This is a genomic window from Streptomyces sp. NPDC048603 (genome assembly GCF_043199475.1).
Lineage (GTDB): Bacteria > Actinomycetota > Actinomycetes > Streptomycetales > Streptomycetaceae > Streptomyces.
In genome coordinates this window covers 643,288-667,018 of record NZ_JBICVY010000002.1, presented here as the reverse complement: position 1 = coordinate 667,018, position 23,731 = coordinate 643,288, and the positions used below count along the sequence as shown (strand labels likewise).

The 23,731-nt window shown below is 73.1% G+C and carries 20 protein-coding genes and 1 riboswitch; of the genes, 12 read left to right on the top strand and 8 right to left on the bottom strand.

Annotated features, from left to right (window positions below; genetic code table 11):
- Window positions 1-141: 141 nt before the first annotated feature.
- The 5 genes from ACGFQ9_RS06530 to ACGFQ9_RS06510 all read left to right on the top strand — a co-directional run bounded on the left by ACGFQ9_RS06530 (window position 142) and on the right by ACGFQ9_RS06510 (window position 4,225).
- Window positions 142-1,449 carry a methyltransferase gene (locus tag ACGFQ9_RS06530; protein WP_393571785.1) on the top strand — a complete coding sequence of 436 codons (1,308 nt, stop codon included), beginning with the start codon at window positions 142-144 and terminating at the stop codon, window positions 1,447-1,449.
- 29 nt (window positions 1,450-1,478) lie between these two features.
- Complete coding sequence (locus ACGFQ9_RS06525) at window positions 1,479-2,351, top strand: MerR family transcriptional regulator (protein WP_393571784.1); 873 nt, start codon at window positions 1,479-1,481, stop codon at window positions 2,349-2,351.
- A gap of 121 nt (window positions 2,352-2,472) precedes the next feature.
- Window positions 2,473-3,081, top strand: coding sequence for a DUF6230 family protein (locus ACGFQ9_RS06520; RefSeq protein ID WP_393571782.1), 609 nt, complete (start codon window positions 2,473-2,475; stop codon window positions 3,079-3,081).
- The gene (locus ACGFQ9_RS06515; protein WP_393571781.1) at window positions 3,072-3,557 is read left to right on the top strand and encodes a DUF6114 domain-containing protein; all 486 of its coding nucleotides are present in this window, start codon (window positions 3,072-3,074) and stop codon (window positions 3,555-3,557) included. Before ACGFQ9_RS06520 ends, ACGFQ9_RS06515 begins: the two co-directional genes overlap by 10 nt.
- On the top strand, window positions 3,554-4,225 hold the full coding sequence (locus tag ACGFQ9_RS06510) for a hypothetical protein (RefSeq protein WP_393571779.1): 672 nt from the start codon (window positions 3,554-3,556) through the stop codon (window positions 4,223-4,225). The genes ACGFQ9_RS06515 and ACGFQ9_RS06510 overlap by 4 nt, the downstream gene beginning before the upstream one ends.
- 13 nt (window positions 4,226-4,238) lie before the next feature.
- Here ACGFQ9_RS06510 and ACGFQ9_RS06505 read toward each other — a convergent pair whose 3' ends face one another.
- The 3 genes from ACGFQ9_RS06505 to ACGFQ9_RS06495 form a co-directional block, all read right to left on the bottom strand.
- Window positions 4,239-5,018, bottom strand: coding sequence for an ABC transporter ATP-binding protein (locus ACGFQ9_RS06505; protein ID WP_393571896.1), 780 nt, complete (start codon window positions 5,016-5,018; stop codon window positions 4,239-4,241).
- A 41-nt stretch (window positions 5,019-5,059) separates the two neighbouring features.
- Window positions 5,060-6,070, bottom strand: coding sequence for a FecCD family ABC transporter permease (locus tag ACGFQ9_RS06500; RefSeq protein ID WP_393571894.1), 1,011 nt, complete (start codon window positions 6,068-6,070; stop codon window positions 5,060-5,062).
- 68 nt (window positions 6,071-6,138) lie between these two features.
- Window positions 6,139-7,140 carry an ABC transporter substrate-binding protein gene (locus tag ACGFQ9_RS06495; protein WP_393571892.1) on the bottom strand — a complete coding sequence of 334 codons (1,002 nt, stop codon included), beginning with the start codon at window positions 7,138-7,140 and terminating at the stop codon, window positions 6,139-6,141.
- A 45-nt stretch (window positions 7,141-7,185) separates the two neighbouring features.
- Window positions 7,186-7,322, bottom strand: a riboswitch (cobalamin riboswitch).
- A gap of 336 nt (window positions 7,323-7,658) precedes the next feature.
- Here ACGFQ9_RS06495 and ACGFQ9_RS06490 point away from each other — a divergent pair.
- From ACGFQ9_RS06490 to ACGFQ9_RS06475, 4 genes are all read left to right on the top strand, one after another.
- Window positions 7,659-8,609, top strand: coding sequence for an antibiotic ABC transporter ATP-binding protein (locus ACGFQ9_RS06490; protein ID WP_393571777.1), 951 nt, complete (start codon window positions 7,659-7,661; stop codon window positions 8,607-8,609).
- Window positions 8,606-13,240 carry a caspase family protein gene (locus ACGFQ9_RS06485; protein WP_393571775.1) on the top strand — a complete coding sequence of 1,545 codons (4,635 nt, stop codon included), beginning with the start codon at window positions 8,606-8,608 and terminating at the stop codon, window positions 13,238-13,240. The genes ACGFQ9_RS06490 and ACGFQ9_RS06485 overlap by 4 nt, the downstream gene beginning before the upstream one ends.
- A 64-nt stretch (window positions 13,241-13,304) precedes the next feature.
- Window positions 13,305-13,607 carry a DUF2087 domain-containing protein gene (locus ACGFQ9_RS06480; RefSeq protein WP_393571773.1) on the top strand — a complete coding sequence of 101 codons (303 nt, stop codon included), beginning with the start codon at window positions 13,305-13,307 and terminating at the stop codon, window positions 13,605-13,607.
- A gap of 274 nt (window positions 13,608-13,881) precedes the next feature.
- The gene (locus tag ACGFQ9_RS06475) at window positions 13,882-14,721 is read left to right on the top strand and encodes a helix-turn-helix domain-containing protein (RefSeq protein ID WP_393571771.1); all 840 of its coding nucleotides are present in this window, start codon (window positions 13,882-13,884) and stop codon (window positions 14,719-14,721) included.
- A gap of 90 nt (window positions 14,722-14,811) precedes the next feature.
- Here ACGFQ9_RS06475 and ACGFQ9_RS06470 read toward each other — a convergent pair whose 3' ends face one another.
- Both ACGFQ9_RS06470 and ACGFQ9_RS06465 read right to left on the bottom strand, forming a co-directional pair.
- Window positions 14,812-15,729, bottom strand: a complete 918-nt coding sequence (locus ACGFQ9_RS06470; RefSeq protein WP_393571769.1) for an AAA family ATPase — start codon at window positions 15,727-15,729, stop codon at window positions 14,812-14,814.
- Between the two features lie 4 nt (window positions 15,730-15,733).
- Window positions 15,734-16,963 (bottom strand): T4 RnlA family RNA ligase, encoded by a 1,230-nt coding sequence (locus ACGFQ9_RS06465; RefSeq protein ID WP_393571768.1) that lies wholly within the window; start codon window positions 16,961-16,963, stop codon window positions 15,734-15,736.
- Window positions 16,964-17,379: 416 nt separating this feature from the next.
- On the opposite strand from ACGFQ9_RS06465, the gene ACGFQ9_RS06460 reads away from it, so the two are divergent.
- Together ACGFQ9_RS06460 and ACGFQ9_RS06455 are read left to right on the top strand one after the other, a co-directional pair.
- Window positions 17,380-18,144 carry an NPP1 family protein gene (locus ACGFQ9_RS06460; RefSeq protein ID WP_393571766.1) on the top strand — a complete coding sequence of 255 codons (765 nt, stop codon included), beginning with the start codon at window positions 17,380-17,382 and terminating at the stop codon, window positions 18,142-18,144.
- Window positions 18,145-18,213: 69 nt separating this feature from the next.
- Window positions 18,214-19,566 (top strand): alpha/beta family hydrolase, encoded by a 1,353-nt coding sequence (locus tag ACGFQ9_RS06455; protein ID WP_393571764.1) that lies wholly within the window; start codon window positions 18,214-18,216, stop codon window positions 19,564-19,566.
- Window positions 19,567-19,647: 81 nt separating this feature from the next.
- On the opposite strand, the gene ACGFQ9_RS06450 is transcribed toward ACGFQ9_RS06455, so the two are convergent.
- Together ACGFQ9_RS06450 and trxA are read right to left on the bottom strand one after the other, a co-directional pair.
- On the bottom strand, window positions 19,648-21,123 hold the full coding sequence (locus ACGFQ9_RS06450; RefSeq protein ID WP_393571762.1) for a dihydrolipoyl dehydrogenase family protein: 1,476 nt from the start codon (window positions 21,121-21,123) through the stop codon (window positions 19,648-19,650).
- Between the two features lie 41 nt (window positions 21,124-21,164).
- Window positions 21,165-21,566: a thioredoxin gene (trxA, locus tag ACGFQ9_RS06445; protein WP_393571760.1), complete on the bottom strand. Its 402-nt coding sequence runs from the start codon at window positions 21,564-21,566 to the stop codon at window positions 21,165-21,167.
- A gap of 103 nt (window positions 21,567-21,669) precedes the next feature.
- Here trxA and ACGFQ9_RS06440 point away from each other — a divergent pair, with 103 nt between their 5' ends.
- Entirely contained in the window at window positions 21,670-22,176 is a 507-nt protein-coding gene (locus ACGFQ9_RS06440) for a hypothetical protein (RefSeq protein WP_393571758.1), read from the top strand.
- 38 nt (window positions 22,177-22,214) lie between these two features.
- Here the strand turns inward: ACGFQ9_RS06440 and ACGFQ9_RS06435 are convergent, their stop codons facing one another.
- Window positions 22,215-23,654, bottom strand: coding sequence for an aldehyde dehydrogenase family protein (locus ACGFQ9_RS06435; RefSeq protein WP_393571756.1), 1,440 nt, complete (start codon window positions 23,652-23,654; stop codon window positions 22,215-22,217).
- Window positions 23,655-23,731 lie beyond the last annotated feature (77 nt).

Here is a 23,731-nt window from a genome sequence, read left to right as displayed (position 1 = left end):
CGGCGTGACCTCTGGGGTGGCGCGGCCGGCAGGCCTGGGCGGGCCGGGGCCGCGCCGGGCCGCGCACGGCCCCGAGGTACCCGGGGCCGCGGGCGGCGTGGAGGGGGCGGGCTCGGATAGCCTGGGGGCACGATGAACCGTTTGACCACGCCTTTCGGCTCGTACGAGCTCACCCGCTTCCCCGAGGACCCCCGCGACCGGCTCCGTGCCTGGGACGCCGCGGACGAGTACCTGCTGCGGCACCTGACCACCGGGACCGGGGACCGGGAGCCGGTGGCGCTCGGTGCCGGCGAGATCACCGTGCTCGGGGACCGCTGGGGGGCGCTGGCGACCGCCCTCGCCGGGCCGGCCGCCGGGCGGGTCACCCAGATCGGCGACTCCTTCCTCGGCCGCGAGGCCACCTCGGCCAACCTGGCGCGGGCCGGCCTGGCCGAGGGGGCGGTACGGCTGCTGACCACGCAGGACACCCCGCCGGAGCGGATCGACGTGCTGCTGGTGCGGGTGCCCAAGAGCCTCGCGCTGCTGGAGGACCAGCTGCACCGGCTGGCCCCCGCACTGCACGCCGGGTCGGTGGTCGTGGGCACCGGCATGGTCAAGGAGATCCACACCTCCACGCTGAACCTGTTCGAGCGGATCATCGGGCCCACCCGGACCTCGCTGGCCGAGCGCAAGGCCCGGCTGATCTTCTGCTCCCCGGGAGTTGTCGGGGAGGCACCGAAGGCCGGCCCGGGGGACGAAGCGGCCGGTCCCGAGACACAGGCACGCGGTCCCGAGACCCGGGCGGCCGGGCCGGAGACCCAGGCAGCCGGGCCGAATCCGTGGCCGCTGACGTACACCGCGGACGCGGACGCCGGGGCGGCCGCCGGGCTGACCGTGGTCAACCACGCGGGGGTGTTCTGCGCCGACCGGCTGGACATCGGTACGCGGTTCTTCCTGCGGCACCTGCCGGCCGGCGGCGGAGCGGCGCCCGGCCGGATCGTCGACCTGGGGTGCGGGAACGGGATCGTCGGCACCGCCGCCGCGCTCGCCCACCCGGACGCCGAGGTGCTGTTCACCGACGAGTCGTACCAGGCCGTGGCCTCGGCCGAGGCCACGTACCGGGCCAACGAGCGGGCCGGCGTGGGCAGCCGGAGCGGCGGGGCCGAGTTCCGGGTCGGCGACGGGCTCGCCGGAGTGCCGGCCGGGTCGGTGGACCTGGTGCTGAACAACCCGCCGTTCCACTCCCACCAGGCGACCACCGACGCGACCGCGCTGCGGATGTTCGCCCAGGCCCGCCGGGCCCTGCGGCCGGGCGGCGAACTCTGGGTGGTCGGCAACCGCCACCTCGGGTACCACGTGCGGCTGCGCCGCCTCTTCGGGAACTGCGAACTGGTGGCGAGCGACCCGAAGTTCGTGGTCCTGCGGGCCGTGAAGCAGGGCGACGGCCGATCTTCCGGCACTCGCCGGTAACCCCCGGTCCCGGAGCTAGGCTCGCCCCCGTGAGCAGCGAGGGAGAGGGCGAGGGAGCACGGGACGGGGTGCGCTACCGCCGGGAGGAAGTGGCCCGGGCGGCCGGTGTGAAGGTACGCAACCTGCGCTACTACCAGGAGCGCGGGCTGCTTCCCGCGCCGCGCCGGGAGGGGCGGATCGCCTGGTACTCCGAGGACCACCTGGTCCGGCTGCGGCTGATCGACGACCTGCTGGGCCGCGGCTACACGGTGAACGGGATCGCCGAGCTGCTGGCGGCCTGGGAGCAGGGCGGCGGCATCGCCGGACTCCTGGGCCTGGAGCGGGAGATGACCCGCGACTGGGTGCACGAGGAGCCGGTCACCATGAGCCTGGCCGAGCTCCGGGAGCTGTTCGGTCCCGCGGCCGGGCCCGAGCACACGCGGCGCGCCGCCGAGCTGGAGTACGTACGCATCGGCGGGGACTCTGTCACCTTCCCGAGCCGGCGGCTGCTGGAGGCGACGGTCACACTGGTGCGGCAGGGGGTGCCGCTCACCGAGATCCTGGACGCGGGCGAGTTCGTGCAGAGCCAGGCGGCGGCCCTCGCGGACCGCTTCGTGGGTCTGTTCCGGCGGCATGTGATCGGGTCGGCGGGGCTGGGCCGGCTTTCGGCCGCGCAGCTGGAGCACATCACAGGGGCGGTGGCGGCGCTGCGCCCGGTGGCGGGCGATGTGGTGGCCGCCGAGTTCTCGCGCGCCATGGCCCGGCGGGTGGACGAGGAAGCCGCCGCGCTGCTGCGCTCCGGCCGTGCCGGCCGCGCTGACCTCACCGACCGCTCTGACGTTGCCGGCCGCGCTGACCCCACCGACCGCGCTGACGTTGCCGACCGCACCGGCGGTCCGGAGTCCGGGCGTACGGGGCAGTAGACCCGCCGGTAGGAGTTGGCCGAAAGGCAGCTCTCGCACAACCTTGCCAACCACCATTGGCACTCTTACATTCAACGACACAACCCATACCGGTCAGTAACGATCACAAGGGGGACATGTCATGGAACATCACTTAGGCGACGGCCGGGTGACCTGGCGGCGTTTCGCCGTCCTGACCGTCCCGGCCGTCGTGGTCACCGCCGGTCTCGGCGTGGCCCTGGCCCAAGGGGCCCTCGCCGCCTCCTTCGCCGTCTCGGGCCAGCAGTTCAAGGTCTCCGCGCAGAGCCTGACGGGCGAGGGCTTCGCCCAGTACGGCAGCGTGGACGTCAACGCCCGTGAGGAGCTCATCCCCGTCGCGGTCACCGCCATCCGTGAGGCCAAGCTCAGCAACCTCTGCCAGTCTGTGGTCACTTCGCTCCCGGTGATCGGGGACATCTCCCTCGGTCTGACCGCCGGCAAGAAGACCCCGGTGGAGGCGTCGAACCTGTTCGTCGACGCCACCCAGCTCTCCGGCAACGCCACCTTCACCAACATCGAGATCGGCCGGGACGCCTCCACCCTGGACAAGGGCCCCTCCGACGCCCAGGGCATGCAGGACCTCTTCGGCCAGCAGGCCGACTCCGTCGTCATCACCGATCTGCGGCAGACCGCCTGGGCGACCAACGCGGGCACCTTCAAGCTCTCCGGGCTGAGCATGAACATCAGCAAGGGCAAGAAGGAATGCTTCTGAGCCGCGGCGCCGCCCGCTTCCGCCGGTGGCGGCGCAGCCGGCCGTTCTGGGGCGGGCTCGCCGCCGTCCTCGCCGGGGCGGAGATCTGCGCGCTCCCCCTCGCCCCGCTGAAGGTGATGCTCGCCCAGGGCGTGGCGGGCATCCCGTCCGTCCTCATGGGCCTCGTGATGATCGTGCTCGGCCTGTCCGCGTGGTTCGCCCCGCACTACCGCGGGCTGGCCGGGGTCCTCACCACGCTCATCGCCACCGCCGCCCTGGTGCTGTCCAACCTCGGCGGATTCCTGATCGGCACCCTCCTCGGCATCCTCGGGGGCGGCCTGATGTTCGGCTGGCAGCCGCGCACCCCTGCCGCCCCTGCCACCGGTGCCACCGCCGACGGCTCCGCCACCGCCGGCAGCGACCCCACCACCTCGGCCGTCCCCGGCGACACCTCCGCCGCCCCCGCGCACCCCGATCCCCAAGGAGCACAGCCATGACCCGCACGCCCACCGCGTTCGCCCTCGGTCTGGCCGCCGCCGGCAGCCTGATCCTGGGATCGACCTGCGCCGCGACCGCCGCCACCGCGGCCCCGGCGCCCGCATTACCCGCGGCCGGGTCGACCACCGTCACCCCGGCCGGCCACGCGTTCAAGGCCCAGCTCACCGGCAAGGCCACCCTCAAGGCCGGTTCCGTCACCGTGACCTGCACGGTCTCCGCGGCGGCCGGCACCGTCCCGGCAGCGCCCGGCAACCACAACCCGTCCGGCGCCGTCTCCTCCCCCATCTCCGCACCCACGTACGGCTCCTGCACGTCGAGCATGCCGGGCGTCACCCCCACCGTGACCACCAGCGGCGCGTGGACGGTCTCCATGCAGAACGGAAGCCCGGGCACCGGCACCCTGACCGTGCCGACCGGCGGACTGGTCGTCCGTACGAGCGGCCTGGCCAGCTGCACCGTCGTCGCCGCGCCCACCGCCCCGGCAACGGTCACCGGCACCTGGGCGAACGGCGCACCGTCCGCCCTGACGTTCACGGGCGTCTCGGTGCCGGTCAAGGTGACGGGCGGGTTCGGCTGTCCGACCAGCGCGACCGCCTCCGTCTTCAACGCGGTCTACCAGGTCTCCGACACCACCGACCCGGCGCAGCAGATCACCGTGGCGCCCTGACCTCACTCGCCGTTCACGGCAGGTAGACGATGCTGGGCGCGCCCGTCGTCGGATGGACGCCGATCCGGGTCCGTACGCCGTACACCGCGTCCAGCATCTCCACCGTCAGCACCTCCCACGGCGGTCCGGAGGCCACCACCCGCCCTTCGGCGAGCAGGTACAGGCGGTCACAGAACGACGCGGCCAGGTTGAGGTCGTGCAGCACCAGCAGGCCGGTCGCGGGGAGTCCCCGGACCAGCCCGAGCATCTCCAACTGGTAGCGGATGTCAAGGTGGTTGGTGGGTTCGTCGAGAGCCAGCAGGCCGGGGTCCTGGACCAGGGCGCGGGCCAGCAGCGCGCGCTGCCGCTCGCCGCCGGACAGTTCCTCGAAGCGCCGGCCGGCGAACTCCTCCGCCCCGACCGTCCGCAGGGCCCCGTCGACGCGCCGCGCGTCCTCGGGGCCGTCCTGTTCCCAGAACCGCTTGTGCGGGCTCCGCCCCATGGCGACGACCTCCCGGACGGTCAGGCCCAGGGTGCCCGTCGCGTCCTGCGGGACCACCGCCACCCGGCGCGCCCGTGCCTTCACCCCCAGCGACGCGGCGTCCGCGCCGTCGAGCAGGATCCGGCCGGCGGTGGGCCGCAGGGTGCCGTACACGCAGCGCAGCAGGGTGGTCTTGCCGCTGCCGTTGGGGCCGGCCAGGCCGATGGTCTCGCCGGGGCGGGCGGTCAGGTCCACACCGTGCAGCACGGTGCGGCCGCCGGTCTCGAACCGCAGCCCCTCGACGCGCAGTTCGGCTGGCTCGGCGGCGGACATCACGGCGGACAGCGCAGCTCGTGCCGCCGGTTTCGCCGAGGTCATCCGGAGATCCCTTCCGCACGGGAGGAGCGGCGCAGCAGCCACAGGAAGAAGGGCCCGCCGAGCAGGGCGGTGACCACGCCGACCGGTATCTCCTCGGGTGCGGCGGCGGTACGGGCGACCAGGTCGGCCAGGGTCAGGAACACCGCCCCGGCCAGTGCGGACACCGGCAGGAGCGCCCGGTGCCCGGCTCCGACGGCCATCCGGGCGGCGTGCGGGACCATCAGCCCGACGAAGCCGATCGCCCCGCTGTACGCCACCACCACCCCGATGACCAGGGAGGTGAGCACGAACACGGCGGCCCGGAACCGGCCGGTGTCCAGGCCGAGGGTGCGGGCACCCTCCTCGCCCGCGAGCAGCAGGTCCAGCGGCCTGGCGAGGGCCAGGAGCAGGGCGGTACCGGTGAGCAGGACGGCCGCGGGCAGCGCGAGTTCGTCCCAGCGGGCGCCGCCGAGCCCGCCCAGGGTCCAGAACAGCACGGACCTCACCTGGTCGGGCTGGGCGGAGAGCACCAGGACCAGGCTGGTCAGGGCTGCCAGGACGTACTGCACGGCGACCCCTGCGAGGATCAGCCTGCCGGTGCTCATGGTGCCGCCGCGCCTGGCCAGGGCGTAGACGGCGACCAGCGCGGTCAGGGAGCCGGCGAACGCGGCGGCGGGCAGGGACAGGCCGATCGAGGCGCCCACCCCGAGCACGATGACCAGCACCGCACCGGCGGAGGCCCCGGAGGAGGCGCCCAGCAGGAACGGGTCGGCGAGCTGGTTGCGAACCAGGGCCTGCAGGACGGCTCCGGTGACGGCGAGCCCGGCTCCCACCACCGCGCCCAGCAGCACCCGTGGCATCCGGACGTCCCAGACGATCGCCGCGAACGCGCCGTCCGACCGGCCGGGCCCGGCGAGCACGATGTCCAGCACCTCGCCCGGAGCGATCCGGACCGGCCCGAGCGCGAGCCCGGCGAGGGCGGAGACGAGCAGGGCGAGGGCGCAGAGGAGGAGGGCGAGGGCCGGCACACCGGGGGTGAGGCCGGACCTCGTCGACCGGATGCGCGAACGCCCGCTGCCAGGACGGGGTTCCGGGTTCACGACGCTCCGGGATGCAGCTGGCCCGCCAGCGATTCCACCGCGTCGGCCACGCGCAGGCCCAGCACGGCGGAGGACAACGGCAGGACGACGAACCGCCTGTCCCTGACCGCCGGGACCTGGGCCAGAGCCGGGTCGTCCAGCAGCCGCCGCTTCTTCTCCTCGACGCTGGTGCCGCCGTAGTCGTAGATGAGGACGACCTCGGGCTTGCGCTCGATCACCTCCTCCCAGGCGACGTCGCCGAAGCTGTCCTTGAGGTCGGCGAAGACGTTGGTGCCGCCGGCCCGGGTCACGATCTCGTTGGCGATGCCGTGTCCGCCCGAGGTGAAGGCGGAGCCGTCGCCGGAGTCGTAGACGAAGACGGCCGGCTTCGGCCGCGTGCCGACCTTCGCGGTCACGGCGTCCAGCCGCCGCTGCTGATCCGCGATCAGTTCCCGGCCGCGCTCGGGCACTCCGAAGGTTCGGGCCACCTCGGTGATCTCGGTCCTGAGCTGCTCGATCCCGACCTGTCCACGGGTGCAGTACTCGATGCTCAGCCTGGTGCGGATGCCGGCCTTCTCCAGGCCCGCCCGGTCCCGGCCGGCCGCCTTGTCGAAGGCGGAGGAGTAACCACCGTACACGAAGTCGGGGTTGGCCGAGAGCAGGACCTCCTTGGAGGGGTACTCCTTCGCGAGCACCTTGATGCCGTCGTAGGCGGGCTTGTAGCGCGGCAGCACGGAGTCGTCGAGGTAGGCGGTTCCGGCCATCCGGTCCTGCAGGCCGAGGGCGAGCAGCACCTCGGTGGCGTGCTGGTTCATCGTCACGGCGCGTCGCGGCGGCGCCTTGTAGGTGGTGTCGACACCGCAGTTGGTGACGGTGTACGGGAACCCTGCCGCGGCCCCGGCCGACGGGACGCCGTCGTCCGGGGAGCCGGAGTCGCCGCACGCGGCGACGGACATCAGGGGTATGAGCAGGGCGGCGGACAGCGCGGCGCGCAGAACGGCCTTACGTGAATGCGAGATCACGGGAGCGGGCCTCTCCGGGGGATCCTCGTCCCCTCGTCAAGTGGGGTGCAGAGGCGGCGCGTCAGGGTCTGACTCCCGGAACCCGCTCGGGATCCGGTCACAGTGGCGGGACCGCACCGGAGTCACACCGGATTTCCTGGTCCGCACCGCCTTGTGGTGACCCGGCCAGTCTGCCAGACGCCTCCGGGAAGTCGACTTGCACTGTGTTCAACAGCTGGCTTATGGTCGCACCTGAACACAGTGCAAGTGCAAGTGTGCCTGCATCAAGTGCAGTTGGACAGGAAGCGCTGCCACGGACCGGTGGCGCGCGGCGTGGGACCGAGTGCGAGGCGAGGGGCGAGGGAATGGGCATGTCCGTCGAGTGGGGGCTTGGACAGCGCGACTCCGGCTGGCCGGGGCCGCGAACACCGGCCGCCCCCGCGCGGTGGCGGCGATCCGGATCGCCGTCACTGTCCACAGGAGCCGCACTCATCGGCCGGTGGCCGTAGGCTGGGTTCCTCACCCGGGGAGGGCCCTTGAGCACAGTCGTCTTCGTGCACGGTGTCGGCAAGCAGTATCTGAGCGAGGATTCGCTGACCCGGGACGTGGTCCCCGAACTGCTGGGCGGGATACGGCTGGCCGGCGGCCCGGTGCCCGCGCCCGAGGACGTCGCGGTCGCCTTCTACGGGGACCTGTTCCGGCCCCGGGGCACCCGCGGCGGCGGTGAATTCCCCTACGAGGCCGCCGATGTGGAGACCGAGGACGAGTACCGCTTGCTGATGGAGTGGTGGGCGGAGGCGGCCCGCACCGACCCCGCCGTGCCCGCACCCGACGCCCCTGGCAGCCGCGGAGCGGCGGGATGGGCGGCCTCCCGGGCGCTGCGGCTCGCCTCCGTGCGGTCGGCCCTGGACGCCCTGACCGGCGCGGCCTTCCTGCGCGGGATGCTCGACGCGATGCTGATCGGCAGCCTGAAGCAGCTCACCGCGTACTTCTCCGACCCGGCCGTCCGGAGCGAGGCCCGGGCCCGGGTGGCCGCACGGATCACCCCGGAGACGAAGGTGGTCGTCGGCCACTCGCTCGGCTCGGTGGTCGCCTACGAAGCCCTGTGTGACCGGGCGCACCACACCGGCTGGGACCTCCCTATGTTCGTCACCATCGGCTCGCCCCTGGGTATGCGGGCGCTCGTACTGGACCGGCTGGACCCGGCTCCGGACGGGAACCGGCGGGCGGTCTGGCCCAAACCGGTCCGGGCCTGGACCAACATCGCCGACTCCACGGACATCGTCGCCCTCGTCCGCGAACTGAAGCCCTCCTACGGCGACGGGGTGACCGACGCCCTCGTGCACAACGGCAGCCACATGCACGACGCGACCCGCTACCTGACCGCGGCGGAGACCGGCCGGGCCGTGGCGGCGGGCCTGCGCGCGGACGGCGGCGCCGACCCGACGACGGACGGGCCCGGATCCGTGGAGGACCTCCACCGGTGAGGCGGTTCCTCATCGCCGCCGGCACCCGCCACTACCTCGAGGAATCCGAACTGCCGCAAGCCCACGAGGACGTGGAGGCGGTGGTGGAACTGTTCACGGCGGCCGGGTACGAACGGGTGCTGGCCGGTGTCTCGCTGGAACCGGCCGCGGCCCGGTTCGAGGAGGCCCTGGCGGACTGGTGCGAGACCGCCGGCCTCCGGCCGGAGGACGCCGTCGTCCTCTACTACGCCGGGCACGGCGTCCGCTCCTCCGGCGGTTACCGGCTGGCCTGCGCCAACACCCGGCACGGCCGCCCCGGTTCCTGGCTGTCGCTCTCCTCCCTCGCCGAGATCCTGGCCGGATCCCCCGTCCGCAACGTGCTGTTCGTGGTGGACGCCTGCCACGCGGCAGCCGCCGGCCAGGAGATCGCCGGCGTGACCGAGGCCATGGTGTCCCTCCGCCCGCGCGGCGACGAACCGGGTTCCGGCACCTGGCTGCTGGCCTCCGCACGGCACCGCGAGACCTCGAAGGACGGCGCGTTCACCGGCCGGCTGGCCGCGGCCTGGCGCCAGGGCGACGGCCCCTCCCAACGCCACCTGTCCCCCGCCACGCTCGCCGAACGCATCACCCGCTCGTTCGTGGCCGACGGCCTTCCCCAGCGGGCCGCCTGTTCCTCCCTCGACCAGACCGAGCGGCCCCCGTTCTTCCCCAACCCGGCCTTCGACCCACAGGCCGAGATCGGCCCGGACGGCCGGCCCGCCGCCGCCGACTCCGACCTCGCCGCGCACTTCGACCCGCGCGGGCGCGGCGTGGAACACGTGCACGACCCCGGTTCGTACTTCACCGGCCGGGAGCGCGCGCTCGCGGCCGTACGGGCCCACCTGTCGGGCGCGGGTGGGCGCGCTCCGCTCGTGGTGACGGCCGATCCCGGCTCGGGAAAGTCCGCCGTCCTGGGCCGCCTGGTCCTGGACGGACACACCGACGCCTCGGTCAACGCCCGCCACCAGACGATGGAGGCCTTGGTCGCCCGCCTCGCCGCGGCCGCCGACGCCCGGGTGTCCTGCCCGGAGACCCTGCTCGCCGCCCTCGCCGACCGCACCCGCCCCCTCCGCATCGTCATCGACTCCCTCGACGAGGCCGGCCCCGGCGGCGACAAGGCGGAGGCCCGCCGGATCGCCTGGGAACTGCTGCGGCCGCTGGGCAGCGTGCCCTGCGTCCGCCTGGTCATCGGGGCGCGCCGCGAGATGCTGCCGCACATCGGTGAGCGGGTGCCCGTGGTCGACCTCGACGAGCGGGCGTACGCCGAGGACACCAGCACCGCGGAGTACGTGGCGAAGGTACTGGCGGACACCGGCGCCCCTTACGCGGACGTCCCGGACACCGCCCGCCGGATCGCGGCCGAGGTGGCCCGGCGCGCCGACCGCTGCTTCCTTGTCGCCCGCATGACGGCGACCGCGCTGCTGCGCGGGCCCCTGGTGGACACATCGGCACCCGGCTGGGCCGAGCAACTCCCCTCCGACGTGGGCGGCGCCTTCGAGGCGTACCTGAGACGGCTGTCGCGCGAACGCCACACGGCGACGATGGCCCTGCTGACCGCGGCGGCGTTCGGCGAGGGCAACGGCCTGCCGCGCCGGCTCTGGTTGCGGGTGGCGACCGAACTGTCCGGCATCCCGCTCACCGAGGCGGACGTCGACCTGCTGCTGGAGGGCGACGGCTCGTACCTGTCGCATGTGACGGTGGACGGCACGACGTACTTCCGGCTGTACCACCAGGAGCTGACGGACCACGTGAAACGCCGGGCCCTGAGGTTCCGGGACCCGGCCGAGGTCCAGGACTGCTTCATGCGGATCCTGCCCGCGCTCGTCCCGGACGGCGAATGGGCTCGGGCCCCCGCGTACGTGCGCTCCCACCTGGCCACCCACGCAGCCGCCACCGGCCGGATCGACGACCTGATCGAGAACGCCGCCTTCGTCCTGGCCGCGGACCCGGTGCCGCTGCTCGCGGCGGTCCGGCACGCCACGCGCCGCCCGCTGCTGTCGATGGCGGTGGAACGAGCCGCGTACCTGTTCATGGCGGCCGGACCGGAGACGGACCGGGCAGCTCTCCTGGCGTACGTGGCGCGGAGGCACGGGGAGTACGGGCTTGCCGTGCCGGCGGAAGAGCTGTCCTCTGCGGTGGTCCGGATGAGCGTGGGCGTAAGGAAGGTGACACCTCACCGGATCGTGGGCCGGCACGCGGGCGACGGGTACGCAACCGCGCGGATCGACCCTCGCTGGACGACGGCCGACACCGTGCTCCCCGAAGGGGGGCGCGCGGTGGTGGCGGCGCCCTGGCACGGTGACGTCGTACATGTCTGGATGGTCGACGCCCCGTCGCAGTCGGGGGAGTTGCCGCACCCCGCGCCCGTGGCCGGCTTCGGTCTGGTGGGCGACGGCCCGGCCCCCACCGAGGTGGCGACGCTCGACACGGCAGGCACCCTCCGCCGGTGGGACCTGCAGGAGAGGTCGGTCGTCCTGACCGTGCCGGACACGGGATGTGAGGTGCTCCTCGACACGGGCACCGGCCGCAACGGGACACCCGTCGCGGTGTGCCGGAACGCGGAGCGGATCGTCGTGTTCAACCTCCGCACCGGACACGCGTTGTTCGAGGTGTCCGCCGAGAGCCCGAGTCCGGTGGAGTGGGCCAACAGCGGCGCCTCCGCCTGCGTGTGCCACGACGCCGGCGGAAACGCGCAGCTGCTGGTCTGCGACCGGGCCCGCGGAACCCTCGTCCTCCACCCGCTGGAGGGTCCGGGGGGCGCGAGCACGTTACTCCGGGGAAGGGACCAGCCGGTCATCGTGGGCCGTGCCCGAGACTCGCGCGGTGCCATGGTTGTCGCGCTGCGTGAAAGGCAGAGGCTGAGTCTGGTCGACACACGCGCCGGGCGGACGGTCGAGGCTCCCTTCGCCTCGCCGTTTCCGTACCCGCTCGTCAAGTTCGCCCGCGGACCGGCCGAGGAACCCGTCGTCGTGGTCATCGACCGCGAACGGTTGATGACCATGTCCTTCGCCAACCGCGCGTACACGCCCTGTGATCGGCAGTTCGTCACCCTCGCCCCCTTCTTCCACGAGGGGCGCGTCGCCGCGGCCGTCGCCGCGTTCGAGCCCGAGTTCCTCGTGGTCGACACCGTGACCGGCATGCCCTCGGGTCCGGTCCTGCAGGGCGGTGACGGCGCCCTGTGCGCACTGCACGTGATCCCCGCGCGCGGGTCCGTCAAACCCGACCTGCTCACTGTGGGCAACGACGGAACGGCCAGACTGTGGAGCTGGTCGGAGGCGAAGGACCATGACGGCGGCTACAGCACCGACACCGTCCGAGGCGGGCTCGCCGATCCCCTGGAGCTCATCGCCTGGCGGGGAGCCCCCGGCATCGCGCTGTCGCGGTCCGTCCTGCACCTCACCCGGGTGGACACCACATCCCTGGACCACTCGTTCCCGGTTCCGGCCAAGGCGCCCCACCTCCCGGTCGGGTTCAGCTTGTACGGATGGTGCGAAGGATCCGGCGGGCGGCTCACTCTGCTGAGTCGGGACATCAGGCCCCTGGGGGAGGGCGACGACACGTGGGGGCACGAGGCCGTGCTGCACCAGGTGGGCCGGGACGGCACCCTCCTGGAAAGCACCGGTGTCATCCAGATCGACCATCAGGACGACGGCATCGGCAGTGACGAGACCCATTTCTCGCTGCTCCCGCCGACCCTGCACCGGTCCGAGGCCCTGGTCGTCGGATTCGACCCGTTCACCGGCCGGGTCAGACTGCGCGACGCGGCCGGTGGCACTGGCGGCGCGGCGCGAATCCCCTGGCAGATCGGTGAAAACGACCTGGTCCTCTCCACGGCATTCACCTCGCGCTCCGGCACTGCGGCCCTGCTGACATACGTACGGCCCGTGCGCCCCGGTGAGCGGGCCCTGCGCAGGCGGATCGGACCGGGCACCGGGCCGGCGGATGAGCTTCGGGCTCCGGGTCAGGTGACCGGCCGGCTGTGGGACTGTGCGACGGGCCGTCCCGTCCTCGCTTCCGGGATCACACTCATGCCCGATGTCATACGACTGGTACCGGACCACGGTCCAGAGGGCACGCGCTGGGTGGCCCAGCAGGGGGCCAACGGGGCCACATCCGTAGTGGAACCGGCCACGGGCGTCGAATACCGGGTCATCGGCCCGCGTGCGCAGGGAGCCGACCTGCCGGGCCGGATCCTGCTCGAAGGAGACGCCGACCATCTCCGATGGGCACACCTCTCCGACGGCACGCCGGTGCTCCTCGCCCTGGACCACAGGGCGTCGAACGACCGGCAGCCCGCTCCGGTATCCGTCTGGGACCCCACGTCCCCGGAGGTCACCGGTCGGCTTCCGGTGGCCGCGTACCGCATCCTGTGGACCGGTTCCTCCCCTTCCGGTGAACCGCTCGTGGCCGTGAGCGACGCATCCGGCGTGACACTCTGCCACCTCGTCACCGGCGAGCGGATCTGGTCCACCCCCGTGCCCGCGCTGGTCACCTGCCTCACCGTGTTCCCGGGCAGCCCGACCCTGGACATGGCCGTCGGGACGCGGCAGGGCACCGTCCTCGTACGGCCACGGCTCGATCCGGCGTGGCGGAGGCGGCTCGGGCTGGAGTGAGGGAGCTTTCGCGTCCCGGGAAAACCGATTGCCCTGGGCCCCGCCCAAGGGCGAGGCTCCGGGCATGATCGAAAAACAACCGGCGACCGCCGCTCCCGCCACCCGTTCCGTGTCCGACCTGTTCGCCGCCGACGGGCGCCTGAAGGCGATCCCGCGCAAGCCGGCCCGTCGCGAACAGCTGCTCGTGCACCTCTCCGAGACCCTGTTCGCGCCGGAGCGGACGTACACCGAAGCCGAGGTGAACGACGCGATCCGCACCGTCCACGAGGACAGCGCGGCCCTGCGCCGCTACCTCGTCATCGGCGGGCACCTCGTGCGGACCCGTGACGGGAGCAGCTACCGGCGGGCCACGCCGGCGGCCGCCTGATAGTGCAACAGTGCTCGGAACAGAGCGGCCCATGGACTCCGCGGACGCGGCCGCGAGGCCCTGCCTTGATGCCCGGGGCGCAGGTCAGCTGACGCTGCCGCTCCCGGTGCTGTTGAGGGTGAACAGCCGCGTCTCGTTGCTGCCTTGCGTCCCAATGGGAGCGTTCTGGAGGTGAGTCCTGCGCTGTGTGATCATCGTTTCCAGGGGCAGTGAGTGCAGACGATTCGGCCGTCTGCTCACGCACACAGCGCGAGGGGGAAGGTGCCGGATGAAGGTGTCGGCCAGTGACCGAGGCCGTCTCAAGGAGATCCTCCAGGCGCGCCGGGCCGCGATCGACCCCGTGACCATGGGGTTCCCCAAGCGACTGCCCGGTCCCGGCCGGCGGGCCGCCGGTCTGAGCCAGGAGCAGATGGACCTGCTGCTCACGCGCACCCCGGGCACGTACAACCGGTTCGAGAACGGTCAGCTCGCCAGTCCCGGCGCCGATCTCCTCACCGCGGTCGCCAGAACGCTGCGGCTCAGCGAGCAGGAGTGGGCCTTCCTGTGGATGATCACCCGCAAGGAGAACCCGCCCCATGCCCTGTACGACACCTCGGGGACGTCCATCGCCCTGCCGTGGCAGCGGGTCATCGACCAGATCGCCGGCGCGCTGGCGTACATCAGCGACGCCGAATGGAACGTCGTCGTTCACAACGAGGACTTCCGCTGCTTCTTCCCGCGCGGACAGGTTCCGGCCAACATCATGCGCTGGATGCTCCTCGACCCCGAGGCCCGCACCGACGTCCTGCTGGACTGGGAGACCCTCTGGATGCCGGCCCTCATGCCTCCCATGAAGCACAGCGTGGAGCTGCGTCCGGAGAACGCCGCGCTCGCCCGCCTCGAGCACGACGTCCTGGCCGACCCCGTGGCCGGAAGGCTCTACCGCGACCACGCCTCCGCCCCCGTGCCGTACTTCGACGGCTCCGAACTTCCCCTCCGTCACGCCCTGCACGGCCCCGGCAGGCTCACGACCTGCCTCGCCGAACCCCTCGCACAACCCGGTGCCCGGCTCAACCTCAGCTTCTTCACACCCAAGAGCCCCGCCGGCGCATCGAACACGGCAGCCGCGGACTGAGGACCGCCATGGGCTGGACCGCCCGCCGACGACCCGCCCCATGGCAGCCCTGCAACACCACCCGCGCAGCGCTACCGGGAGCTGCCGCGCCTAGAAGTTGCCGTAGTTGACCTGCCAGGTCGGCAGACCCATCCGGCGCCACAGGGCCACGACGCGGTCCCGGTCGTCCAGCGACACCCGGACCGCGTAGCGGTAACGGACGTGCGCGTCGAAGAGCTCCGCCTTCACGATGTCGTCGCTGCGGCCGTCCCCGGACGCCCGCATCCACAGTTCGTCGTACGGGACTTCGTGTCGCGCCAGCCACTCCTCGGTGATCCCGCGGTGGTCCTCGCTGCGCCCGGACAGCAGCACGATCCGGTCGCCCTCGGCACTCCGGAACGCGCGCAGCGCCTGCCGGACCGACACGTTGAGCAGGTCCAGGCCGCAGCGAGTGAAGTCGTACGCGCCGCGGTCGCCGCGCAGCGCCAGCGTGCCGTCGATGTCGCACATCACCGCGGACGGCAGCTCCGGGTCGGCGACGTACGGCTCGGCGGACGGCTGCGCGCCCAGCCATTCGGCGGTGAGCCGCCAGCCGCCCTTGGTGGCCTTCCGGTGCTTCTCGGCGAGGATGTGGATGATCTCCTCGCCCACCGACCGCTCCCGCGCGGCGTCACGTCGCACGCACTCCTCCACCGGTACGCCGGTGAAGTCGTGCACCGCGAAGGACGCGTCGAGTCCGGTCAGCGCGGCCTTGAGCCGCTTGGGGATGTGCGGGGTGAGGTGCGTGTTGTCGACGACCACGTCGAAACCGCCCTCGACCGCCGAGCGGAGGGCCGCGTCCTGGACCGCCAGCACGGTCTGCTCGTGCGCGTGCGAGCGGCCGCGCTCGGGCGCCGGTATGTCGAGCATGGTGCGCAGGTCGTCGAGGTTGACGCGGCGCATCCGGCCCTCGGACTCCGCCTGCAGCCGGCGCGCGGCCGTGGTCTTCCCCGAGGCGGGGAGTCCCGTCATGACGTGTACTACGGGCACTGGTTCAGTTCTCCTCGTCGGTGGTGAAGGGGTCGGCCGTCTCCGGCCGTACGGCGCGCCAGACCAGCAGGTCCGTCGGGCGGCCGTCGAGCAGCAGGAACATCGCGGACCTGATGCCGGGCTCGACCGGCAGCGCCTTCACGGCGCGGGCGAACGCACCGCGGTCGGCGCCCAGGTGAGCGACGCACTTGTACGCCTCGTCGATGGCCCGCTGCCGGGCCGCCGCCTCGTCCTCCAGGCGCACGATCACTCCGCGCACCCAGGCGTCGAACTCGTCGGGCACCTGCTCCAGCAGGGCGTCCAGCGGACGGCCTCCCCTGGAGGTGATGCCGCCCAGTTCGGCGACGGACAGGCCGAGGCCCTGCGCCAGCCGCTTCGCCGAGCTTCCCGCGAAGCGCTGGATGCCGTGGCTGCGCCAGATGTCGCGTTCGGTGACCCCGGTGAGCACTTTGTGCAGCCGTACGTACTCGGCGATCTTGGCCTTGGCGCGCACGCCCGAGGCGAACCGCAGGACGAAGCCCTCGGCATCGGTGCCGGTGGCGGCGCCGCCACCGGGCAGCGTGTTCGTCTCGGTCAGCTTGAGCAGCTCGTCCAGCGGCATGACCGGGTGGACGGTCACCACGGAGCCGATGCCCGCCCAGTGCGCGGCGGCCTCGGCGAGCGGTATCTCGGTGCCGTCCCGGCCGAAGGCGGCGAGCAGCACCAGGTCCCGGCGGTCTCCGTAGTCGACGACGATGCGGTTCTGCGGGTAGACGATCTCGGCGAGGTAGGTCAGCCCGGGAACGAGCCGGCCGAGCGCCTCGGTGCCCGCCCGGTCGAGCCGGCGCTGCGCCCAGACCGCCTGGGTGCTGCCGAAGGACCCCTTGGAGGCGACCCGCCAGCTGCCGGCGTAGTGGAACACCACACCGAGGCTGCCGTCGACCTTCTCGTACACCTCGAACGGCTCGTCCGGCAGGGCGGGCGCGTACGGCTGACCGGACTCGTGCTCGCCGACGTTGAAGAACTTCGGCAGCGGCAGGGCGACGACCTCGCCGGTGGCGTCGTCGGCGACGAGCCCGCGGCAGCGCATGGTCACCGCGGTCCAGTTCCGCTCGTACTGGCAGGTGCGCGAGTAGGTGTAGATGGACAGCGGCAGTTCTGGGTGCGACTTGCGGATGACGTGTCCGGCCTCGATCGCGGCTGCCAGGTCCTGCGCGGGCATCAGGTCATGGAGAGTCAGGGTCACCTGGCTCATGGGGTTCCTCCCGGTTCGTGAGGCTTCATCCTCTCGTGCGGGAGGGTCCTGCCGACAGTGAATTAGCAGGCGGGCTGCCGTGCGCGGGAGTCTAGCGGGGGCTCGGACACCAGGGGACCGGGGGCGGGCGTAAGGAGCGCGGGGGGCGGAGGTCCGCGGCAGGAACGGGGCAGGGGGCGCGCCGGTGCCGGGGGCCGTCCGGGACGGTGCCGGCGCCCGGCCGCCCCGGCTCCCGGCCGTCCCCTCGCCCACCCGCCCCCAACTCGCCTTCCTCACACACCAATTACTGCGCAAACCCTTGTCCCGCAGACCCGGTTCGCCAATGATGCTCCGGGCGCGGAGCCCGACCACGGCCGGATTTCGCGCGCCCCCCCAACCCACCCGGCCGGAGGCCTGCCTTGCGCACGAGTCGTCACATGCGGAGACGTCACATACGGAGAACCTGCGTGGTGGTCGGTGCCGCCCTCACCCTGGTCATCGGCCTGCCGCAGGCCGCCTTCGCGGCGCCGCCCCCGGCCCTGCCCGGCAACGCCGGCGCGATGGAGCGGGCGTTCCAGCCGGCGTACGACTACGACACGGACGGCTGTTACCCGACCCCCGCCATAGGTCCGACCGGGGTCCTCAACGGCGGGCTCAAGCCCACCGGAGCCCTCGACGGCAGCTGCCGGGACGCCTCCGACCTCGACAACACCAACGGCTACTCCCGGGCGGCCTGCAACAACGGCTGGTGTGCGGTGGCCTACGCGCTGTACTTCGAGAAGGACCAGGCACTGCCCGGCATCAGCCTGGGCGGCCACCGCCACGACTGGGAGCACGTGGTGGTGTGGATCCAGAACGACGAGGCGAAGTACGTCGCGACCTCCGCGCACGGGGACTTCAACATCCACACGCGGGACCAGATCCGCTGGGACGGCAACCACCCCAAGATCGTCTACCACAAGGACGGCATCGGTACGCACTGCTTCCGCGCCGCGAACAACAACGACGAACCGCCGGAGAACCACAAGCGCACCTGGCAGTTCCCGGCGCTCGTCGGCTGGGACGGATATCCCCCCACCCTGCGCGACAAGCTCAGCCAGGCGGATTTCGGCAGCGCGCACTTCGGGCTGAAGGACGGCTCCTTCCAGTCCCACCTCGCGGAGGCCAAACCGGCGGGCATCCCCTTCGACCCGTACGGGTAGACGCCGGTCCGAGAGGAATCGGCTGAGGGATCGGCCGCGGTCAGGGGGTGGGATTGGGGGTGGAGGACGATGTTCTTCACCGACCGTACGGACGCGGGCGCGCGCCTCGCCGGGGCCCTGCGGCACCTGGAGCGCGAGGCGCCCGTCGTCCTGGGACTGCCCCGCGGCGGGGTCCCGGTGGCCTTCGAGGTGGCGCGTGCCCTCGGGGCGCCGCTCGACGTCATCGTGGTCCGCAAGCTGGGCGTGCCCTACCACCGTGAGCTGGGGTTCGGCGCCATAGGCGAGGGCGGCGTGCGCATCATCAGCGAGGACATCGTGCGCAGCAGCCGGGCCGGGGCGAAGGAGCTCGCGGCCGTGGAACAGGCGGAGCAGGAGAACCTGCTGCGGCAGGCGCACCGGTTCCGCGAGGGCCGGTCGCGGGTGCCCGTACGGGGCCGCACGGTGATCGTGGTGGACGACGGGATCGCGACCGGCGCCACCGCCGCCGCCGCGTGCGAGGTCGTACGGGCGCAGGGCGCGGCCCGGGTGGTACTGGCGGCCCCGGTGGCGCCGCCGGAGGCGCTGGCCTGGCTGCGCACCGAGGCGGACGAGGTGGTGTGCCTGTACGCGCCGCCCGCCTTCCGCGCAGTCGGCGAGTGGTACCAGGACTTCTCCCAGACCCCGGACGAGGAGGTCGTCTCCCTGCTGGCCAGGGCCACGGAGCAGGAGGGGGGCGGGGGTGCGGGTGCGGGTGCGGGTCCGCGGGACGCGGCCGGCGGGGACGGGGCCGGCCCGCTCGCTTCCGGACCCGTCGCCGTGGACGCCGGTGGCGTCTCACTTGCCGGGGACCTCACCCTGCCGGGCGGCGCCGGAGCGGTGGTGCTCTTCGCCCACGGCTCCGGCAGCAGCCGGCACAGTCCGCGCAACCGGGCGGTGGCGACCGCCCTGAACGAGGCGGGCCTGGGCACCCTCCTCTTCGACCTGCTCACCCCTGCCGAGGAGGCCCGCCGGGCCAACGTCTTCGACATCGACACCCTGGCAGGCCGGCTGCTGGACACCACCCGCTGGCTGCGGTCCCGCAGCGCGCTCCCGTTCGGCTATTTCGGCGCGAGCACCGGGGCCGCGGCTGCGCTGCAGGCCGCCGCGGCAGCGCCGGCCGGTTCGGGAGTCGGCGCGGTGGTCTCCCGGGGCGGGCGCCCGGACCTGGCCGGGCCGCACCTGGCCGCCGTACGCGCGCCCACCCTGCTCATCGTGGGCGGCCGGGACACCACGGTGCTGGACCTGAACGAGCAGGCACAGCGGCAGCTGAGCTGCGAGAACCGGCTGGAGGTCGTTCCCGGCGCCACGCACCTCTTCGAGGAGCCGGGCGCCCTGGACGAGGTCTCCGACCTCGCCCGCGACTGGTTCCTCGGCCACCTGAGGCACACCGCGGACGGCACCTGAGGGCGCGGCGGACGCCACCCGAGCGGCCGGGCCGAGCTCGCCCTCCGGACGCGTCGTACGGCGCACTCCTCCCGCCCGGTGTCACCCCTCCGAGTCCCGGTAGGTCTCCAGCAGCCGGAGCCAGATCTCGCTCATCGCCGGGAAGGACGGCACGGCGTGCCAGAGCCGGTCCACCGGGACCTCGCCGGCCACCGCGATCGTCGCCGCGTGCAGCAGCTCGGCCGCTCCCGGCCCGACGAAGGTGGCCCCGAGCAGGGTCCCCCGGTCCAGGTCGACCAGCATCCGGGCCCGCCCCCGGTAGCCGTCCGCGTACAGCCCGGCACCCGTGACCTTGCCCAGGTCGTAGTCGACGGCCCGCACCCGGTGTCCCGCGCGTTCCGCGGCGTCCAGGGTCGGGCCCACCGCGGCGGCCTCCGGATCGGTGAAGACCACCTGGGGCAGGGCGGCCGTGTCGGCCGTCGCCACATGGGGGCTCCAGCGGGCGGTGTCGAGCGCCCCGTCACCGCCGGTACCCGCCGTACCCGCCTTGCCGGCGGTGCCGGCGAAGCGTGCCGCGATCGCGGCGCCGGCGATCCGGGCCTGGTACTTGCCCTGGTGGGTGAGGAGCGCGCGGTGGTTGACGTCCCCGACCGCGTACAGCCAGTCGTGCGCGGCGGAGCGCAGGGTGTCGTCCACCGGGATCCAGTCCCCGGGCGCCAGCCCGACCGTCTCCAGGCCGATGTCCTCGGTGCGCGGAGACCGTCCGGTCGCCATCAGCAGTTCGTCACCCTCGACGGTCTCCCCGTTCTCCAGGACCGCCGTGACCGGCCCGGTGTGGCCGTCCCGTACGACGGCCTGGACGCTCACCCCGGTACGGATCTCCGCGCCGGCCTCCCGCAGCGCCTCGGCGACCAGTTCCCCGGCGAACGGCTCCATCCGCGGCAGGAGCCGGTCCCCGCGCACCAGCACGGTGACCCGGGACCCCAGGGCCTGCCACGCGGTGGCCATCTCGGCGGCCACCACCGACCCGCCCACGATCAGCAGCCGGGGCGGCACCTGCCGGGCGGAGGTGGCCTCCCGGCTGGTCCACGGCCGCGCCCCGGCGAGGCCGGGCAGATCGGGCACGACGGCCCGGCTGCCGGTGGCGACGACCACCGCGTGCCGGGCGGTGAGGACGTGGTGCTCCCCCTCCGCCGACGTGACGGCGACCCTCCGCGGCCCGTCCAGCCGTCCGTGGCCCCGGTGGAAGTGGGCACCGATGGATGCGAGCCAGTCGAGCTGACCGTCGTCCTTCCAGTGCCCCGTCCAGTAGTCGCGGTGGGCGAAGACGGCCTCCGGGTCGAGCGGCCCCCGGACGGCCGCCGCGAGCCCGGGGACCCGGCGGGCGTCCGCACGGGCGAGGGCGGGGCGCAGCAGGGCCTTGCTGGGAACGCAGGCCCAGTACGAGCACTCCCCGCCCACCAGTTCGCTCTCCACCACCGCGGTGGTGAGCCCGGCGGCGCAGGTCCGGTCCGCGATGTTCTCGCCGGCCGGGCCCGCGCCCAGCACCACGACGTCGTACTGCTCGGCTTCGGTCATGGGGCACAGTCTCTCGGCCGCCGCCCCCGCCCGCACGCCGTTCAGGCGTCCGGCGCGCCGCCGTCCCCCTCGGAGCCCTTCCCGGCCTGTGCCTCGGCGATCTTCGCCTTGATCTCGTCCATGTCGAGGGCGCGGGCCTGGCCGATGATGTCGGTGAGGGCCGGCTCGGGCAGCGCGCCCGGCTGGGCGAACACGGCGACCTGGTCACGGACGATCATCAGGGTCGGGATGGACCGGATGTCGAAGGCGGCGGCGAGCTCCGGCTGCGCCTCGGTGTCGACCTTGGCGAAGACCAGATCCGGATTGGCCTCGGAGACCCGCTCGTAGACCGGCGCGAACTGGCGGCAGGGCCCGCACCACTCCGCCCAGAAATCGATCAGGACGAATCCGTTGTCACGGACCGTGCTGTCGAAGTTGTCCTTGGTGAGCTCGACTGTGGCCACTGTCTTCCGACCTCCGTAGGGGTGCGCCGGGTGGCGCGTCTGGTGGTGCAACGGGCGGGGCGCCGCCTTCATTCCGGGCGCCCGCGGGGGAAAGATGGGAACCGTGCACGACGTCGAGTTCTACACCTACCGGATCACGTCGCTCTGGGGCATCCGGGTGGACGGCACCGACCTGCGGGTCCGCGCGGCCGCCGCCACCCGGGCCCACTGGGTCCCCGAACTGGAGGCGGAGGAATACGGCAGCCCGGAAGCCATCGAGGAGCGCGTGCTCCGGCAGCACGACGGGATGCCGGAGGGAGACCTCGGCGACCCGGTACGGCACTTCCTCGGCGATGTCCGGCCGGAGCTGCGGGAGCAACTGTGGGGCGACTCGACCGGCCTCATCCCGCTGCTGGGCTGCTGCTGCGGCGTCTGGGAGTGCTGGCCACTGCTCGCCCGGGTCACCGTCACACCGCATGAGGTGACCTGGTCCGGCTTCCGGCAGCTCTACCGCCCGGAATGGGGCGAACTCGCCATCGGCCCTTACGCCTTCGGGCGCGCGGCGTACGAGGACGCGCTCGCGCACCCGGTGGCCCTGGGCGATGACCCGCTGGGGGAAAGGAAGTTCTGACGGGGAGAGGTGGCCGGGAGGGGCGGCCGGAACGGCGGTCAGAACGGGTGCCCGGCCGCGGTGCGGCGGGCCGTGGTCCAGCGGAGTTCGGTGAAGGCGTCCAGGTTCGCCTCGCCGCCGAAGCGGGCCCCGGTGCCGGACACGCCGATGCCGCCGAAGGGGGCCACCGCCTCGTCGTTCACCGTCTGGTCGTTGATGTGGGCGATCCCGGTGGGGATCCGCTCGGCCAGTTCGAGCCCGCGCGCGGTGTCGGCGGTGACGATGCCGAGGGAGAGGCCGTACGGGCCGCCGGAGGCCAGCGCCACCGCCTCGTCCTCGGTGACGAAGGACCGTACCGGTGCCACCGGCCCGAAGACCTCCTCCGCGTAGGCGGGGGTGTCGTCGGCGACACCCGCGAGCACGGTGGGCCGGTAGAACAGGTCCTGGTGGGTGCCGCCGGCGACCAGCTTCGCTCCCTGGGCCGTGCTGGCCTCCACCAGCGCGTGGATCCGGTCCCGCTGGGCCTGGTCGATGACCGGACCGAGGTGGAACTGCTCCCGGTACGGGTCGCCGACCGCGAGGGACTCCGCCCTGGCTGCGAGCCGTTCGACGTACTCGTCGTAGAGCGAGACGTGGACCAGGTGACGCCCGGCGGTCATGCAGATCTGGCCCTGGTGGAAGAACGAGCCCCAGGTGGCCTGGGCGACGGCGGCCTCGACGTCGGCGTCGGCGAGGACGAGGAGCGCGGAGTTCCCGCCCAACTCCAGGTGCGCCCGCTTGAGATGGCGTCCCGCCAGTTCTCCGACGGTCCGGCCGGTCGCCGTGGACCCGGTGAACGACAGGACGCGGACGCCGGGTTCTGTGACCACGGCCGTTCCGGTGTCCGCACCGCCGGGCAGCACATGCAGCAGCCCGTCCGGCAGTCCGGCCGCGGCGAAGACGGCGGCCAGGGCCAGACCGCCGCAGACGGCCGTGCGCCGGTCCGGCTTGAGCAGCACCGCGTTGCCGAGGGCGAGCGCGGGGGCCACTGAGCGGATCGCCAGGATCAGCGGGGCGTTGAAGGGGGCGATCACCCCGACCGTACCGGCGGGCACCCTGGTGGTGTAGGAGAGCCGGGGCGCTTCGCTCCGCAGCACCTGTCCGGTGGGACGGGAGGCCAGGGCGGCCGCCTCGTAGCACTCCTGGGCCGCCACGTGCAGTTCGAAGGCGGCCTTGCCGGGTATGGAACCGGACTCCCGCACCAGCCAGGTGCTCAGCTCCTCGGCGTGCCCGGCGAACAGGTCCCCGGCCCGGCGGAGGACCGCGGCGCGCTCCAGGTGGGTGGACCGCGCCCAGCCGGGCTGCGCGGCCCGCGCACGTACCGCCGCCTCGGCGACGTCGGCCGGTGCGGCGAGGTCGATCGTGGCGAGGACCCGGCCGGTCGCGGGCTCGACCACGGGGGCCGGACCGCCGGTCAGCGTCGGTCCGTCCTGCCAGAGGGTCGGGTCGAGAAGCGGCATGGCAGGGCCTCCGGGGCGCGGCGGGCTGGCTCGGGCAGGGGTCATCGTAGCCAGCCGGACAGGCCAAAACTGTTCAG